Source organism: Desulfamplus magnetovallimortis (assembly GCF_900170035.1).
GTDB classification, from domain to species: domain Bacteria; phylum Desulfobacterota; class Desulfobacteria; order Desulfobacterales; family Desulfobacteraceae; genus Desulfamplus; species Desulfamplus magnetovallimortis.
The window spans coordinates 617431-635970 of sequence record NZ_LT828540.1 but is presented as its reverse complement, the minus strand read 5'-3'; the positions used below and the strand labels follow the sequence as shown (position 1 = coordinate 635970).

Annotated in this window: 11 protein-coding genes; 4 read left to right on the top strand and 7 right to left on the bottom strand. The window is 41.3% G+C overall.

Features of this window, described 5'->3' with window-relative positions; translation table 11 throughout:
* The first annotated feature begins 41 nt into the window (after positions 1 to 41).
* The 3 genes from MTBBW1_RS02520 to MTBBW1_RS02510 all read left to right on the top strand — a co-directional run bounded on the left by MTBBW1_RS02520 (position 42) and on the right by MTBBW1_RS02510 (position 2275).
* The gene (locus tag MTBBW1_RS02520; RefSeq protein ID WP_080798703.1) at positions 42 to 1085 is read left to right on the top strand and encodes a prohibitin family protein; all 1044 of its coding nucleotides are present in this window, start codon (positions 42 to 44) and stop codon (positions 1083 to 1085) included.
* 119 nt (positions 1086 to 1204) lie between these two features.
* A complete protein-coding gene (locus MTBBW1_RS02515; protein WP_080798700.1) occupies positions 1205 to 1396 on the top strand; it encodes a hypothetical protein in 192 nt (63 codons plus the stop codon).
* Positions 1397 to 1576: 180 nt separating this feature from the next.
* Complete coding sequence (locus MTBBW1_RS02510; RefSeq protein WP_080798697.1) at positions 1577 to 2275, top strand: thioesterase II family protein; 699 nt, start codon at positions 1577 to 1579, stop codon at positions 2273 to 2275.
* Positions 2276 to 2277: 2 nt separating this feature from the next.
* On the opposite strand, the gene MTBBW1_RS02505 is transcribed toward MTBBW1_RS02510, so the two are convergent.
* The 3 genes from MTBBW1_RS02505 to MTBBW1_RS02495 form a co-directional block, all read right to left on the bottom strand.
* The gene (locus MTBBW1_RS02505) at positions 2278 to 3894 is read right to left on the bottom strand and encodes a cyclic peptide export ABC transporter (protein WP_080798693.1); all 1617 of its coding nucleotides are present in this window, start codon (positions 3892 to 3894) and stop codon (positions 2278 to 2280) included.
* Between the two features lie 180 nt (positions 3895 to 4074).
* On the bottom strand, positions 4075 to 5037 hold the full coding sequence (locus MTBBW1_RS02500; RefSeq protein ID WP_186441045.1) for a DUF481 domain-containing protein: 963 nt from the start codon (positions 5035 to 5037) through the stop codon (positions 4075 to 4077).
* A 303-nt stretch (positions 5038 to 5340) separates the two neighbouring features.
* Entirely contained in the window at positions 5341 to 5784 is a 444-nt protein-coding gene (locus MTBBW1_RS02495) for a YcjF family protein (protein ID WP_080798688.1), read from the bottom strand.
* Positions 5785 to 6150: 366 nt separating this feature from the next.
* On the opposite strand from MTBBW1_RS02495, the gene MTBBW1_RS02490 reads away from it, so the two are divergent.
* Entirely contained in the window at positions 6151 to 7074 is a 924-nt protein-coding gene (locus MTBBW1_RS02490) for a hypothetical protein (RefSeq protein WP_080798685.1), read from the top strand.
* A gap of 16 nt (positions 7075 to 7090) precedes the next feature.
* Here the strand turns inward: MTBBW1_RS02490 and MTBBW1_RS02485 are convergent, their stop codons facing one another.
* The 4 genes from MTBBW1_RS02485 to MTBBW1_RS02470 form a co-directional block, all read right to left on the bottom strand.
* Positions 7091 to 8404: a hypothetical protein gene (locus tag MTBBW1_RS02485; RefSeq protein WP_080798682.1), complete on the bottom strand. Its 1314-nt coding sequence runs from the start codon at positions 8402 to 8404 to the stop codon at positions 7091 to 7093.
* 117 nt (positions 8405 to 8521) lie between these two features.
* Positions 8522 to 8788, bottom strand: a complete 267-nt coding sequence (locus MTBBW1_RS02480; protein ID WP_080798679.1) for a Txe/YoeB family addiction module toxin — start codon at positions 8786 to 8788, stop codon at positions 8522 to 8524.
* Positions 8751 to 9044, bottom strand: a complete 294-nt coding sequence (locus MTBBW1_RS02475; RefSeq protein ID WP_080798677.1) for a hypothetical protein — start codon at positions 9042 to 9044, stop codon at positions 8751 to 8753. Before MTBBW1_RS02475 ends, MTBBW1_RS02480 begins: the two co-directional genes overlap by 38 nt.
* Positions 9045 to 9055: 11 nt before the next feature.
* On the bottom strand, positions 9056 to 18481 hold the full coding sequence (locus tag MTBBW1_RS02470; RefSeq protein ID WP_080798675.1) for a non-ribosomal peptide synthetase: 9426 nt from the start codon (positions 18479 to 18481) through the stop codon (positions 9056 to 9058).
* Positions 18482 to 18540 lie beyond the last annotated feature (59 nt).

Below are 18540 nucleotides of genomic sequence, written 5' to 3'. Positions count from 1 at the left end.
ATGGTTTTAATAATGGCGAAAATTAAAGAGATGAGTTTTTGATGAAACTTACCGAAAAAATTAAAGAAAAATCTGGACTTATTATTGTTGCATTTTTGATTCTATTGTTCTTTTTCATTTTCTTGATTGATTATATTTTTATAACAATATATCCGGGGGAAGCAGGTGTATTGTTTAAGAGAATAATTAACAAAGGAACTGTTACAAATAGAGTGTATGATGAGGGTTTGAATGTAATCTTTCCATGGGATAAAATGTATGTATATGATATCCGTATCCATGAGCATAAGCAGACTGTGGGTGTGTTAAGCCAAAATGGACTTACAATTGAGGTTATTGTATCCATAAGGTATCATGTTGTTAGAGGCGAACTTCCATATCTTCATAAAATGGTAGGGCCTGATTATTTGGATAAAATTATTATACCATCAGTTATATCTTCTGTAAGGGAGGTTGTTGGTGAATATAAACCAGAAGAGATTTATACCACAGCACGGCATTTGATTCAGGATAAATTGCTTGTTGAAGTTGTTGAGGAAACTGGTAGAATTCCGATTGTTTATGATGACTTTATAGTTGAAAATATTATGTTGCCGGAGTTAATTAATGATGCCATTGAGCAAAAACTAAAACATCAGCAGCAATATCTTGAATATGAATTTCGGATTCAGAAGGCAGATAGAGAAATTGAGAGAAAAGAGAAAGAGGCAATTGGTATAAGACAATATCAAAATATTATTGCAGAGAGCTTATCCTCTGAACTTCTTGAGTGGAAAGGAATTATGGCGACCCTTGAGCTTGCTCAATCTTCAAACACAAAGGTTATTATTGTGGGGAGCGGTAAAAATGGACTCCCTATTATTTTTAATGCCGATACTGAAAATTACTCCAATGGTCACAGCCAAAATCAAACATCTGTATTAAAAAATAGTCAGGAAAAAAATAGCAATATGGATGATACAGAGCAGATCCCTGAAGATAAATCTGATATTCAAGAAGAAAACTCTAATATTAATGATAAAGTGGAAGATGGTGAAGTGTTTAATAGAGGGAAAGAAGAGCTTGAGTCTTCAATAAAAAAATAAAATGAGTCGGAAATAACTTGAATGTACCATTTTTATCTATTCTCCCCCTAACAACTTCTGCGAGAGGGGGAGGTAAATGGACAAGTTATTAAAAACCGTTTTTAAGGAGAACATATTTTATGATTTTTATTATTCTGATTATTGTATTTAGCTATATTGTTGCTTTATTGGGAAGAAACAGGAAGTTTGGCTTTTGGGGATATTTCTTTTGTTCGCTTCTTTTAACCCCTTTGATTGGGTTAATTGTTGTATTTGCTTCAGATCCACGTCCAGATAAACAGAAGCCAGGAAAAAATAGTAAACTGACATGATTGCGTATCAATCACCCCCAAGTATAAAAATGATAGTAATTTTCACGGTAAATGAGGAAGAGAGCCTTCATATAAGTGGCTGTTTTAAAAAATACTTTCATGTTTCGTTGTGATGCTTCAGCAAACATGGAGGTTTATATGAAACTAAAAAAGATTTGGTGTTATGTCGTTTAGAAAAAAATAAACCTTTACTGCCTTCCCTATGCAGGTGGCAGTTCCTATGCTTACAGAGAATTTGTAAAACACATAGATGAACAAATTGAAATTGTACCTATTGATTTTCCAGGACATGGGAAGAGGCTCAGGGAAACTCTTTTAACAGATATTAATATGTTATCTGATTTCACACTTTCTTTGCTCCTAAATGACATCTCTTCTGGGATTCCTTATGCAATATATGGTCATAGCATGGGAGCTCTTGTGGGATATCAACTGTGCAGATCCATTGAAAATTCAGGACTTCCTTTACCGTCCCATCTATTTTGTTCCGGCCGTCAGGCTCCTTCCATTCCAATAAAAGAAGAGGATAAAAATTTCCACCTTCTTCCCCGCCACCATTTTATTGAAAAAGTTATGGAATATGGTGGTATGCCAAGAGAAGTTGCTGCTGAAAAAGATTTGATGGACCTTTTTATTCCTGTTTTAAAGGCTGATTTTCAGGCCGTTGATAATTATAATTATGTTGATCTTCCACCTTTGGATGTCCCGTTAACTGTTTTGATAGGAGAGAGTGAGAAAACAACCTATGAAGATGCCTTAAAGTGGCAGGATGTAACCAGTTATAATATAGGGATAAAAACGTTTCCAGGGGATCATTTTTTCATTTTTAATCATATTCCTGAAATTGGTAGAATTATCTCTGCTGCACTTTTAAGGTAATTCTATACAAATTGACCATATTCCATTTTAATTATTCTGTCTGCCATGTGGAAATAACGATCATCATGGCTGACAGCAATAACTGTTTTGCCTTCCTTTTTCATCTCCTGTAGAAGAGTTTTATAGAAAAATTCCCTGAATATTGGATCTTGATCTGCCGCCCATTCATCAAATACACATATGGATCTATTTTCAAGCATTGCCACAATCATTGCCAGTCGTTTTCTTTGACCAGTAGAGAGGTTGATATTGGTGAACCCTTTATCTATTAACTCTGTCTTTTTTTCAAGCTGCATGGTTTTAAGTAAGTAGGAAACTCTGTTTTCATCAATATTAACAAAACCATACAGTTTGTCAAAAAGGTGAAAGTCACTAAATATAACAGAAAAGAGTTCCCTGTAAGCTGGATAGGTTACGCCGTCAATGGGAGTGCCATCAAGTAGGATTTGTCCTGATACTGGATAGTATAGCCCAGTCACAAGTTTCATAAATGATGATTTACCACTGCCATTACCTCCAACAATGAATATGATCTCCCCAGAAGATACATCCATATTAAGTGGCCCCAATGAGAAAAGGGGATTGTTATTATTGTCAAGGTAGGAGAATTTGATATCCTTAAATTCAATTTTTTTGAATGAGTCAAATTTAGAGACAGGCACGACACCTTTTGCCTGATAGGGTTTAGATGCCTTGTCAAGTCTGTTCTCAAGGGAGTAAATGTTTTCAACGGCAATATTTGCCCTTGATACAAGGGGGATGGCAGTTACAAGCTGATTTGCAGGGCCTATGATAAAAAGTACAGCAGTGGTTACCTTGATCACCAGATCCCCCTCCATATAGTTGAATTTTGGAAGCAGGAATACAATAACAGCTATTAAGATATAGAAAAAAACCTGGGAAAACATGATTTCAATAACAAATCGAAATCCAGTCTGAATTTTAAGAGCTTCTGTTTCATCGGCAACTTTTTTGACATTGCTAAAATATTCATCGCTTTTATTTCGATTGATTTTCAGCTCTTTAAAACCATCTAAAATATTATAAAGCATATCAAAAAACTGGGTTTCCTTTATTGTTGTTTGACGAAGTTCGCTGTCTATGGAATTCTGGTGCATCATAAAGGTAAATATGCCTGCAAATATGGCAGCAAGGGTTATCAGAAAGGAGAGCTGTGAGAGATATGCTATATAAAAAAGACAACAAACCAGTACAATGCCGGCCTGGCAGGCATTTATTATTAGAACAACAGATTCAGATATGAGGTTTGTATTCTGGGTAATAAGGGTATAGACCTCTGATTTGCCTATGTTTTCAAGGAAAAGGAGTTCAGAATTTCGTATTTTATCAGAGATTCTCATCCTTATGTTTTTGATCATGATCTCTGCAAGACGGGTTGATTCTGTCAAGGCATAATGTTTACCTAAAATGGCAATGGCAAAGCTCACTGCAAAAAGTCCAAGATATTTGAAATATGCAAGATCCTCTGAGCCTTCTGATGCTGCATTTGTAATGATACCCAGTATAAGGCCCTGGAAAATACCTGAGACAAGAGCCATGACAAGAACAGGAGTACCGGATTTAGTGGCTTCTTTTTTATATAATGTCAATAGATTCATTTAGCATATCGCAGAAAGTTTTTAGGTAAACGGGCATGATTACGTATCAATCACCCCCAAGTATAAAAATGATAGTCATTTTCATGGTAAAATGATTGAATCAGATGTAAAATACCCCTCTTCAGCCTTTTTAGATAATGGAGGCGAAAAGGGGTAAAATGGAAAATACAATATCAAATCTTATAGGCTGAATTTTAGGCCTGCAATTATGGCTTCATCTTTGGCAACTACATCATATCCATAAACATTTAAATGGTCTTTCATTGCTTGAAAGAAATTGCCATATCGTTCTGCGAGAAGACTCTTTTCATAGTTTATCTCATATCTTGTAAAGAAAGATATGGTTTTAGTAATACCCACCTGAATGGTAAATGCTGTGTTCCAGTGGTAGTATTTAGAATCTTTCATATACATCATATAATCAAAGGAGTGGAGGAAAACCACCCTTTCATTGAGCATTATTGTCATGTTTTCCATGAAACGGATACCATCTGAATCATAGGTCTCCGGCATTCCACCAACTTGAGGAAGATCCCAGAGGGGGGCTGCTTCTGCACTGTCTTCCTCTATGTAGTCTGTATCATAGGTATTATCTTCATACCCATAATATGCACCTAATTTAAGAATAAAAGGGGGATCTATAAAAAATGAATAGTTGGCACCAAGGTAGTATGTCCAGCGATCAAGCAGAAATCGAGCATTATCTCTTTTCCACATGAAACCGCCACCAAAGGAGAGTTTGTCAGAGATATCATATGCCAGCATCTGGTTGAAATCATATTTATCAACGGTGATCTGTTTGTTTTTCATATTTAGCTCTGTATCATTGGCTGTGGAATGAAAGCTCGTGAGACTGGTTAGAAGTCTTTTCCTCAAAAAAAGATCAGCATCTGCCTTCATTATCTCAGCGTCAACATTTCCACTTAGCTTTGTAAAGGCTATACTTCCTTCAAGATGATAAAGCAGGGGATCCGGTATGGGATCAAATCTATGGGCTGTCTTTTTCCACCAGGGGCCAAGACCAAGTTCCTGACCGCTGGATATCCAGCTTGTTTCCTTTTCGCTCTCCGCTGCCTGGGGTACAGATGTTAAGGATAGCATGAGTAGAGAGATAACAATAAAACATTTAACAAGTTTGTTCATTTTTTCCTCCGTTTTCATTTTTTTCCTCCGTTAGATTAATTCTACTTTTGTGAACTTCTATAAATTGTCTGAATCAGGATACCTTGGATTAACAGGGTAAGACAGGATTAAGTATCCTGAATATCCTTTTCATCCAGGTTATCCTGCATTTAAGACAGCAAAAAAAGATAAGCTAACAAAGTAGTATTAAACAATAAAATATTTGGAAAATTTTATTGTTGATTTTAACTTTATGAAGTAACTATCATTTAAGAATTAATGAGTCAATTTTTTTGATATCAGATGGTAAATCACATGTTCTTCTTAATATGCTTGGCTTTTTTTAATAAATTCCTTTTTGTAAAATTCCCTTGTTTTATCAGGGTCAAGATCAAGAAATGTTCCGCCTGATTCAAAATGCTGAATAAAGACAATACCAAGTGCATATGTGGCTGTGCCGGCAAAGGTAGGCATAATAAAAGGGGCACTCAAATTGCCTAAGACCGGAATGGCCTTTAATGTGCTTCCAATAATTCCTCTGGAGCCGCTGCTTATAGTAATAGTGCTTCCCAGTGAAGTTATAATTGATTGTGTAATTGACTTTGAAAATGGTATTTCATAGTGCTTTGCAAGGCAGGATATCATTTTGAGTTGAACTGCTGTAATAATGGAAATATCTAAAATGGGAACAGGAATTATGCCGGCACCCGAAGATATCCACATATATTTTTTTACTATCTCCCTTGCCTGTTCAATGCGTTCGTTCATTTTTGCTGTTTCCTTAAGGATGAGTCTTAAATAATTTGCACTTTTCAAAACGGATGACCGTTATCAGGTCTGAGGTCTGAGAATTTTAATTGAGAACCTTATTTCATTCTCATTCCTAATGTTAAAAAGGAAGAATATTGACTCTGTTGGTGGGAATGATTTACAATTCTGCAAACTAAATTTGGGCATACTTCATATTTCCATAAAAATACTTTACACTTTTTTTGTGGGAATTCCCTGTAAACTGGAGCCTGGCTTCAGAAAGTGTAAAGTGATCATGAAGCATGCCCAAATTTGGTATGACTATGGCAAACATTTTCCTTGATCGAATAATCCCCCAGATCAATTATAAAAGGTATAACCATTATGGAGAACAACAGCAGTCAATTTATCAGTGGACTTATTGTGGAAAATAAGGATTCCCTTGCCGGGCAATTGGGTCTTTGGCATCACCTTACATTTAGAAATATTATGCAGCACAAGTTCACCGGATGGCTTTCCAATGAAGATCTCCTTGGTGATTACTTGAGCCTGAAATCTGCTTCTGCCTCAAGGCTTGATCCTGTTACGCTGAGAATCTGGAAATTAAATGAGATATTGCGTTTTTGCACAATAGATATACCAGAGTTCTTTGATATCCATACACTGCATTCAACTGGTCTTGAGATTGAATTCAAGACAGTTGAATTATACCGTAAAGTTGATAAAGGGTTTCAAGGCACATCATCAAATGAGATGGTTCAGCATCTGCTTGGAAAAATTATTCAAGGTTTGTCAGAAATTTTCAGACAAAAAGATGCTGATTTTCAGAAAGATGCTGTAAAAAAAGTCATGGATATTTTACAATCAATGCCTGAAGATGCACAGGAAGAGATAAAAAATATTCTTGGGATTGATAATTTTTCCCATGAAACTGTCAGACGTGCTCTGTATGATCAATCATTAGGTGTGGCCATTACTACGCTGATCACCATGGGTCGTTATACTGTTTATCTTGCAGGTGCAAAAATTGCTATTGCCCTTTCAGGAGTTGCATCTTTCTATATTGCCAAACCCCTTCTCCAGTCATTGTTGCCGGCAATTTTTCTTTTCCTTAGTCCGGTTGCAGTTGCATCCATTGGTATTGGATTAACCTGGCTTACGGATGTGTTTGCAAACAGGCAGATTCGTTCTTTTATTTTGCCGGTTATGGTAATGGGTTCAATATTATCATCCATGGAAGAAAAAACCGTATCCATGGATGATAATGTTCAGCTATTTCTGGAAGCATATAATTCCAGAAAAAAATAAATTTTCTGGAAACCTATTAGTTCATGACTATCTCATCAAGGTCAACAGCCCAATCCATCAGATTACCTGTAGGTGACTTCAGTATAACAGTGAAACCCTGCCCCAGTATATTCATGCATTTAATATTTAGTATAGCTCCAAATTCAATGGCTTCAGCAGTTGTATCTGCAGCACCCACTGAATTCATATCCAGTTTAAAAGCAGTTCCACCTGCATAGGTAAAACGTGCACTGAATGAAAGCCCTGACATTTTTAGGTTAGGAAGGGTAAAGCTGAAATCGTCACCAAGTACCACGCAGCCTGAACTGCTCTCGGTATTGGCAAGCCAGAACAGGGTATTGAGAGCAAAATCCTGGTTAAATTCCGCCTCTGGATGGAGTACACCATTTTGAATACTTGGATCCATTGGCGATGGAACGCTTGAGAACATTGCAGCTTCAGAAAATATTGCCACACGCCCCTTGCCATATGAAAGTGTCAGACCCTGAAGCACACCATTACCCAAGGGTAGTGATAACTGGTTTTGGGGAAGATCTGAGTATGTTACATGGTTGTAGGGAAAGTGCATAAGTACGCCATCCCCCATCTCCATAAGGGGTTGATAGGTTACACCGGATATTACGTGCATACCGCTTCCCGTAAAGGAAGTTACGTAACCTAAGCCATTTGTAATATCATGGGAGTGAAGTTTTCCATTGCTGCCAGAAGCAGAGGCTGGATCTGCATAGAACTTAAGCAGGTTACCCATATTGCCGCCGATCTGTCCACCGCTTGCAAGGAGCAGTAAAAATTGTGAATCAAAGGCAAAGGAGTTTTCAAAAATAACACCAAAGGCTTTGGCCAGTTTTTGCTGTGAAGCAGGGAAGGGCATGTGGTCGGTTACAAGCATCAATGAGCCGCCATTTTTAACCCACTCTTTTACAGCAGCTACCTCTTCATCTGTGTATGCAGACATTGGATATACAAAGGTTGCAGGATCAAATGCAAGTACCCATCCATCATTGTCTGGATCTGTAATGGCTGCATTTACAGCATCCATTGCAGTGGCACTCACAAGTATATCCACACCTGCAAGGCTATCAGCAGAGAATGTGCTTGTCAGTGGCTGCACTGTGAAACCGTCTGTTTCAGCAAGTTTTCCAAAACCTCCAAATTTATGTTCCAGGGTATGTTCGTTGTTGTGTGCGGCATCAACTGCAACAACCGGACCTGCTCCAGCTTCAAAGTGTGGATTGTCAACAACAAAATCAGGGAGATTCTCATCTCCAAAGACAAAGGTGGAAGAGAATAGAATAAAACTAAAGCAAATCATTAGACTCAATTTTTTCATAGGTTTCTCCTTGCTACATTTAGGGTTATATATATTATGGTGCTGCGTTTATAAAGCAGCTCCGGGTCTGATAAGAGTTGCGATTTTTAAAATATTATATAAATGTGTAACATTCAACTAATAATGTCCTCTAAATGAGGAGATATCTATCTCCTTAGTATCTTCATAGATTGTGTATATCATTCTGTCTTTATGGTTTACTCGCCTACTATAAACTTCTTTTTCAAAATATTTTAAACGTTCGGGTTTACCGATTCCAGACCTTGGATTTTCTATGGTTTCTCTAACGAGATCAAAAGCTTTAATATAATTTTTTCTATCATGTTTTCTGAACCAGTTTAAATCATCATTTGCATTTTTTAGAATATTCAGTTTGTAGGTCATAAAATGCCTCTTCAGTAGTAATAGAAGTGGGGATAAGTCCTTTATCTCTTACTTCATGCCCTTCGATTAATGCTTTCAGTGATTTTTTATCGTGAAAAAGGCGTAACGTTTCTGATATATTATCCCACTCGCGTTGATCTATTAATACTACTGATCCTGAATCAGAAACAATAACTGTTTCCTCACAATTATCAATAGTTGATTTTATAATTTCTGGTAATGTACTTATAGCTTGTTGTACTCCAACAGTATTCATATTATTTTCCTTTAAATGGTGCTTTGAATGGCATCTGCAAGCACTTTAACATTGGGAGATTGAAGCATTGTAAGGTGGTCGCCGGGTATCTCCATTACTTTCATGGAGACCCCTGTGGATTCACACCATCCTAAGTCTTTTATGGATCTTAATTCAAGCATCCTGTCACTTGCGATATTTTCAGGCTGTTCATCCCTTGACCTCAGCAGAATTATATCTTCTATATCAGTGATTTTGTGTGGCCTGGCATTTGTTTCTGTAATGTTGGGTGAATAACGTGCCTTAAGATTTGTTTTATATACTTCAATAAATCCCTTGAAATGGGAAATTTCAGCTTCAGGGGGCAATATATCACATCTTTTAAGACTTTGGTGCAATTTTTTCAGCTGTTCTTCAGGTGAAAGCGGGGAAAGGATTTCATAATCAATTCCAAGGTCAGCTCCATATTGGTGCCCTGCAATGGCAGCAACCTGGCAGAGCCATGTGGCCTCATCCCAATCCTCTCCAGTTGGCTCAAAGAACTTCGGGGCAGGGGTGTCGATGAGTATTACCTTTATAACCTCTTCCTCGGCATTATGAGTCTGTTCTTTTATTTGGGGCTTTTGGGGGGGCTTCACTGTAATTTGAGGCTGTACTGCCATTTGAATCTGCCTTGCCATTTCAAAAGCCACAAGTCCACCAAATGAGTGACCCATAATAAGATATGGCCCCGATGGCTGCACCTTTTTTATGGATTCAATATAATGGGCGGCAAGCTCCTCCACGGTTTCATGGGGAGGGGTAACACCATCGAGTCCCGGGGGCTGGAGTCCGTAAAGGGGGCGGTTGGCTCCCATTGCCCTTGCAAGTTCATTGAAATAAACAACATTGCCGCCGGCACCTGGAATACAGAATAGGGGTGTTAAGTCTCCCTTTGGCTGTATGGGCACCAAGGAATCCCATAGCATATTTACTAAAGAGGCTCTTCCATCATTAGTTAAATTATGGTCTGTGGATGTTTTATCGGATACATCACTTGTACCTTGTCCTGTTGTTCTGATAAGACGTGCCATGGCTTCCACAGTTGCACCCTGGAACAGGGCAGCCAAGGGCAGATGACATTTAAAATGGCGTATGATCTGGGACATGAGACGCACGGCTATAAGGGAGTGTCCTCCAAGATCAAAGAAATTATCACGAACTCCAATGGGATGCACTTCAAGTACTTCCTCCCATATATTTATCAGTTGCATCTCCAATGTATCCCTTGAAGGAAGGACTGTTTTATTTTGCAAGGATGTGGCCATGCCCTTTGGTATCTCAAGTGCCCTGCGGTTTATTTTGCCGTTGGGTGTAAGGGGCATCTCATCAATGGGGACAAAAATAGAGGGAACCATATATTCGGGCAGTTTTCCTGCAATTTTCCTTCTTAAAAGCTCCGGCTCAATCTCCTTAAGGTTGTCATAATCCAGATCAGGAACATAAAAGGCAACTATACGTTTAACAGCACCGTCATTATCCTGCTCCGCAACCACTGCACCCGTTCCAACACCAGGAAGTTTTGAAAGTGCATGTTCAATCTCACCAAGCTCAATGCGAAAGCCCCTTAGTTTTATTTGGTGGTCGGTTCTGCCCATATATTCCACTGTACCATCCGGCAGATACCTTGCAAGGTCACCTGTGGCATACATTTTTCCGACCTTCTTTTCAGTAAATTGATTGCCAGTAAATTGATTGCCAGTAAATTGATTCCCAGGAGAATGGGAAGCACATTGTTTCTTAAGTGTATTGGAAATAATTTTTTCCACAAAGGGATCATGGATAAACTTTTCTGCTGTTAGATTTGGGCGTTTCCAGTATCCCCGTGCAAGTCCATCACCACCTATAAACAGTTCTCCTGGAACTCCCACAGGAACCGGATTCTTAGAATCATCCAATATATAAAGGAAGGTGTTTGCAATGGGACGTCCAATGGGTTGGGGTGCATCTCCTGACTCGCTGGTCACTTTGTGTATGGCTGACCAAACAGTGGTTTCTGTGGGTCCGTATTGATTCCAGAGGGTCTTTGTGCGGGATACAAGCTGCTTTGCAAGGGGGCCGGGCAGAGCCTCGCCTCCGCATATGATTTTAAGATCCCTTTTACCTTCCCATCCGGCTGCGAGAAGAAGCCTGAAAGTGGCCGGGGTGGCCTGGAGAATGGTGATCTCTTCAGATTCAAGGGCCTGCATCAGAAGATTACCGTCACGGGTCATCTCCTCTCCGGCAATGACAACCCTTCCCCCCACAGCAAGGGGCATGTAAAGCTCAAGTACAGCAATATCAAAACTTATGGTGGTAACTGCAAGGAGTTTGTCATCCTGCTTCATGCCAGGAGCTTCTGCCATGGTGTTGATGAAGTTAACTGCACTTGAATGGGGAATCATAACACCTTTAGGATTTCCGGTGGAACCAGATGTGAATATCACATATACAAGATTTTCAGGTTTTACCGGTGCATTCAGGTTGGATTCCGGAAGTTGCTTTATAGCTTCCCTCTCTTTATCAATGCAAAGGGTTTTTCCACTATGCTGGGGCAGCATGGGGATAAGAGAAGATTGGGTTAGAAGTATCTCAACATCGGCGTTATCCAGGATATATTGTATGCGTTCAGCAGGGTATGTCGGATCAAGGGGAACGTAGGTTGACCCTGCCTTCATGATGGCAAGTAAGGATACAAGCATTTCCATGGAACGCTCAATAATCACTGCAATCATGGTCTCAGTGCCGGCCCCCATACCTTTCAGTTTATGTGCAAGCTGGTTGGCACGGCAGTTTAGTGCATGGAAGGTGAGATGATCCCTGCTTTCAAACTGAGCTGCAATTTTTCCTGGGGTTCTTTCAACTTGGGCCTCAAAAAGTCCGTGGAGTGTACTTATGTCGCTGAAGGTTTGCACCGTCTGATTAAGATCGCTGATAATATAATTATACTCATCCGGTGTAACAATGGGCAGGGCTTTAAGTTTGCAGGAAGGATCCTTCAGTATGCCCCCAAGCAGATATTTGAGATGTCCTGCCATCCTCTCCATTGTGGTTTTGTCAAAAAGATCGGTATTAAACTCAAATGTTCCATGTATGATGGTATTTTTGTCTCTTTCTGATTCTCCCATGGAAAGGGTGAGATCATATTTTGACACCTTTGTTTCCTGTTCCAGCACTGTTACTTCAACGCCTTCAAGGGCAGGGGGAGTAGCAGGGGTATTCTGCATGGAGAACATAACCTGGAAAATAGGAGAGTGGCTGAGGTTGCGGTCGGGTTTTATCTCCTCCACCAGTTTTTCAAAGGGTATCTCCTGGTGTTCATAGGCCTCAAGGGCGGTTTCCCTTACATGGGAAAGAAAATCTGAAAATGATAAATCTTTAAGGGGATTAAGCCTCATAGCCAGTGTATTTACAAAAAAACCGATTAAAGATTCAACCTCCTTTGTGGTACGGTTTGCCGATGGTGAACCAATTATGATATCTTCCTGCCCCGAATATCTCATCAGTAGTGTTCCAAATGCACCAAGAAGAAGCATGTATAGAGATACACCGCTTTCATCTGCAAATTTTTTCAGTGATCGGGAGATATCCTGCGGCAGCTCAAACTCAAGTGTATCTCCATGGAAACGCTGTATAGGCGGCCTTGGGCGATCTGTGGGCAGCTCTAAAAGGGCAGGTGCATTTTTAAGTTTTCCTTTCCAGTACTCTACATTCCTGGCCATTCCCCCCTGTGCAGCCCATCCCCGTTGGCGTCTGGCATAATCGGCATACTGGAATGTTAAGGGTGGAAGAATCTGCACTGTTTTTTTGCTGTCTTCCATTGAAAGATTATCCTGGGGTTTAAGATTACCCTGATCTGAAAGATAATTTTGAACAGTAATAGTATCTCTCTTTGAAAGTTTGTTATAAAGCTCTCCCCATTCCCTTATCAATATGCCCATTGACCATCCATCTGATACAATATGGTGCATGTTCACCATTATTACGGCTTCATTTATTATGGATATATTGGTTTGGCTTTGGGAGTCTTCTTGATCAAGTATCAAAAGGGTACTGCGGAACAGGGGGCCCTTCTTTAAATCAAATGATGCCTGGGCATCCTCTTCAAGATGCCTTGAAACCTCAAGGTTCTGCTTTTCACTATCCATATGGGAGAGATCAATGATCTCCATCTCCTGGGGATATGGAGCTATACGCACAACGGGCTGGCCATCATGGGTTTCAAAAAAGCTCCTTAAACCCTCATGCCGGGTGGCAATTATTTTTAGGGTATCTGACAAGGCATTCAGGTCAAGTGCCCCCTTAACCTTTACAGCCACCGGCATATTGTAGGCATCGCCTGCACCTTCAAGTTGATCTAAAAACCAGAGCCTCTGCTGGGCAAAGGAGGGGAACAGTGCTCCGCCTGGCAGAGGGGGTAGAGATACACTTTCAGGGGATAGACCTTTATCATAGCCTAAATCCATGGCCATATTAGGGGATAGACTTTTATTATAGCCTAAATCCATGGCCATATGCCAGGAGGGTTCCCCTAAGAAATCATTGTTGCCGTAACGCTCCCTCCATCTTTCAGCCACCGATGAATCTATGGAGCCATGGGAGTGGAACTTGATATCCCCAAGCATTTTGGACTCTTTGTGGATACCATCGGTCATGCGGCGTTTCTGCTCTTTTTCTTCATACAGGGCAAGCATTTCCGGTGTAAAATCAATGCCCATGAATCTGCACAGCCTCTCCATGGAGGAGCGTGGGTTACTGGTCATCTCCTCAAAGCTTATGTTTGTTTGCCTATGTGTGGGTACCGAAGCCAGAAATCTACAAATGTTTCGGTGGCTATGGAGCCATATAAGCTCTGCAAGTTCACGGGGGGTAAAATCATGGGGGTGGCGGAAAAATATCTGGTGTAGCTGTGCCTCCTCAAAGGAGTTGATCATGCCATAGGGGTGGCGGTGGAGATGGATATAAAGTGGATCTTCAAAATACTCTTCTGCACGTTTCAATACATTGATATCAAGGGCATAGGATGGGGATTTATCCACTAAAATTCTATTGCTCAGCCATGATTGCATCTTGCCATAAAACTCCTTTACGCTCATTCCCTGTGCTTCATACTCCTCCATAAGGCTCCGGGCAGCATCGCCCTCAATGCCTTTAAGCTCCATCACAGCCCTTAAGTTTCCCTCAAGCCAGAATGAATCACGGCCGGAGCAGACAGTTTTACGTTCATCCAGGGTATTGAAAATGAGAAGTTCCAGCTCCGGCGGTGCAAAAAGATCTGGATGTCCCCCAAGGAGTACCCTTAGGAGGGTTGATCCGGATCTTGGTGGAGATAGCACAAATACAGCCCTTGGATTACGGGGGGTGGAAGAAAGAGAGGGCATTGGAGCAATGGGAGTTATGGCCTTGACCAGGCGTCCCACTTTTTCTTCACTTATCCGTTCACCTCTGATCTGTTTCCCACTGATCTGTTTTCCATTGATCTGTTTTCCATTGATCTGTTTTCCACTGATCTGTTTTCCACTGATCTGTTCCCCACTGATTCTTCCATGGGAATTTTTTTCACCGTCATTTATATCTATATCTCCACCCTTTAAAGTGGATTCAGGATAGTCACCTTTTTCATTGTCAAGTTTTTCCACAGCATCGGGGTAATGCAGGTGTAGATATTTGGTCAACTCCCTTATGGTTGGTGCTTCAAAAAGAGCCACTACATAGATAACAGTCTCTAACTTTTCCTGGAGTTTATTGGTGAAGATAACTCCCTTTATGGAGTCCCCCCCCAGTTCAAAGAAGTTATCATCCACGCCTATGGTGGCAATATCAAGGATTCCACGCCACATATCAGTTAAAAGGCATTCAAGGGGGGTCACAGGAAGCACCAGCTCCACCTTGAGGTCAGGTCTTTCCGTATCAGGTTCCGGCAATGCCCTTTTATCTATTTTACCGTTGGGGGTAAGGGGCAGGGTTTGCATAACCACAATTGTTGAAGGAACCATATGTTCGGGAAGGTGCTGGGCTGCAAAGTCCCTTATTGTTCCGGTTACAGCGGGAATGGAGTCTGGAGGCAGAAGATCTGTTTCCTCCTTTTGATTAATATCACTATATCCTTTACCATTGCCATGATCCTGGATATCCAATGGGGGCAGTTCGGAAGGTTTATCAAGGGTTATATAGGCGACAAGCTTTGCTACTCCTTCCTTTTCCTGTGCAATTACAACAGCTTCCCTGACATTGGGGTGGGAGGTAAGGCAGGCCTCTATTTCACCGGGTTCAATGCGGAATCCACGTATCTTGACCTGCTGATCCATCCTTCCCATATATTCCAGGATACCATCTGCCCGCCACCTTGCAAGGTCACCACTTCGGTATAATTTGCCCGGGCTTTTCTTTTCCGGTATTTTAGAATCTTTAAGTGCAGTATGCTGATGGATAAAGGTTTCGTTTTCTGAAAATTTAAAGGCTCCAAGGGCTGGATTTTGACCAAAGAGGACTCCAGCATCCACAAAACGTTCGTTGTTCAGCTCGGGTCTGTTAAGGTATCCGGCTGCAACTCCTGCACCCCCCACAAGCATCTCACCCGGTACACCAATGGCAACAGGCTGGTTGTGGGAATCCACCAGGGTAAGTGAAAGGTCGGGCAGGGAGCGTCCTATCACGCTGCCGCCGTCAATGAGATCTTCCTGGGTGATTTCATGGAAGGTAACGTGAACGGTGGTTTCGGTAATGCCATACATGTTGATGAGCTTTGGTTTATCCAGACCATATTTATCAGTCCATGCCAAAAGCGTCCTCGGCTCCAGTGCTTCGCCCCCGAATATAACCCATTTAAGGGCAAGGGCAGGGTTTTTATCCCCCATGGTTTTATCAGCTTCTATGAGCTGGCGGAATGCAGAGGGTGTCTGGTTAAGTACAGTAACACCTTCATGGGCAAGGAGGGTGTGGAAATCATGGGGGGATCTGCTTGTCCTGTATGGAACAACCACAAGGCGGCCGCCATAAAGCAGGGCACCCCATAGCTCCCATACGGAAAAATCAAAGGCAAAGGAGTGGAAAAGGCTCCAAACATCTCTGTTTGAAAAGCCAAAAAGCTCTTCGGTTCCGGTTAAAAGACGGACAACATTGGAGTGTGTAACTTGCACACCTTTTGGGCGTCCTGTGGAGCCTGATGTGTAAATTACATAGGCAACCGATTCAGGGGTGGAACGGGGAAAAGGATTTTCCTGGTAAATATTTGGGTTGTTTATATTGGAATCAAAAGGATCAATGGATCTGACACCTTTAAGCCCAAGCTCTTCAACCAACTCTTGAGGTCCGACAACCACCATAATTCCGGCATCTTCAACAATGAGGCGAAGCCGTTCATCCGGGTATGCAGGGTCAAGGGGGACATATGCTGCACCTGCCTTTAGGATTGCAAGTATTCCAATAACAAGCTCAAGGGATCGTTCTGCACAAAGCCCAACCCTTTTCCCTTCCAATCCATTCTCTCCATCAATTCCCTTAATTGACAAAAGTTGATAGCTTAAGTGATTAGCAAGGTTATTAAGCTGTTTGTAGGTAAGGTGTTCATTATCAAGGGTAAGGGCTGTGGCATCCGGAGTTTTTTCCACCTGTTTTTCAAAAAGTTCGATAATTGTTTCAGTTACAGGAAAATTTGATCTACCGCCCTGCCAGTTATGCAGCAGTTTCATCTCATTTTCAGGTATCATGTCAAGTTGGCGTATGGGCTTTTCAGGGTTTAACAGAATATCTCTTAAAAGGAGGCGGTAATGTTCAATGCCACGTTTTATTGTAGCAGCTTCAAAAAGGTCGGTGTTATAACGGAATTTTCCGTCAATACCCTTTTGGGTTTCTTCAAGTGAGAGCACAAGATCAAAGGGGGAGTGCAGCTCCTCTGCGGGCATGGGGGTGATGGTAAGTCCCTCAAGTTCCACAGGCCCCATGGGTGCGTTTTGCAGGGCAAAGAGCACCTGAAAAATGGGAGTTCTGTCAAGGCTCCTTTCAATGTTTAGATCCTGCAGAAGAAGGTCAAAGGGGTATTCACTGTTTTCGTAGGCATTAAGGGCGGTTTTCCTGATTCTTTGGCTAAGTTCTGTGAAGCCGGGATTCCCCCTTAGATCTATCCTTAAAGCAAGGGTGTTTAAAAAGAGACCCATTAGGGGTTCTGTATCTGTATGGGGACGCACCGAAATGGGGGAGCCGATCATTATCTCTTCCTGGTCTGTATAGCGGCAGAGCATTATTCCAAATATGGAAAGAAGGGCCATGTAGGGTGTAATCCCGTTTTTTCTGCACAACTCTTTTAGTTGCAGGGTTTCTTCTGAGTCCAGCTTGAAAGGCTCTATGCGTCCTAAGTTGCGGCGTATTTTGGGACGCATATGATCCGTTGGAAGCTCTAATAGGGTAGGGGCACCCTCAAGCTGTTTTATCCAGTAATTTTTCTGTTTTGCAAGGGAACTGCTTTCAAGACGTCCCTTTTCCCAGGCAGCATAATCAGAATATTGAATGGCAAGGGGGGCAAGTCCTGCCATCTCCTGGAGTTTTTCAAGATCTTCCAGGTTTTCGGAGGAGGTGGTCTCTCTAACGGAATCGGCTGATACCTGCTGCATACCCTGGGATTCATTAGCTTGGGGCTGATTATCCTTGGGTTCATTGGTTGAAATGGAAAATTTTCCGGTGACAATAACTTTATAGATGGCGGCAAGCTCCTCTACCAAAATTCCTATTGACCATCCATCTGAAATTATATGGTGCATGGTGAGTATAAAGTAATGCTCCCTCTCACCTGTTTTGAGTAGCACCACCCTTAAAAGTCTGCCACCCTCCTGTAGATTAAAGGGGGTTCCGGCTTCCCTTAAAACGATCCTGTCGATCTCTTTCTGTTTGTCGATCTCTTTCTGTTTGTCAGTCTCTTCCTGCTTGTTAATCTTTTCCCTGTTGGATTTTAAGGGAGTATCACTTAAATCATGTACAGGTATTTCCATTTCAGTAAAAGGGGCAGCAACCTGTACGGGCTGGTCATTTTCCATCCGGAAGATTGTCCTAAGAACTTCATGGCGTAAAAGAATGGAGTTAAAAGCCTTCTTAAGGGCATTGATATCAAGGTTTCCCTCAAGTTTCATAACCATGGGGGGCATGTTAAAGGCAGGGGAGTTACCATGATCCAGCTGATCCAGAAACCAGAATCTCTGCTGTGCCGTTGAGAGGGGAAGAGGTGTATCCTGCGGCTGAGGTGGGATGGGAATATCAGGGCTGAAGGCATCCTGTTTTTGTTTCTCTTCAAGATACTGTATTATTTCAGTTTTATATTTGACTATCCGTTCACGAATTGAGGGGGAAAGCTTACCCTTGGGGGCATTGTAACGCAGTTTGCCCTGTTCCAGTGACAATGTGATATTCAGTTGATTTAGCTCTGCAAGTAAACTTTTGATCTCCTTCATGATATATCCTTTTTCATAATATCAATTTTAAAACTGTTTTCGTTGTGCCTATCAGGGTA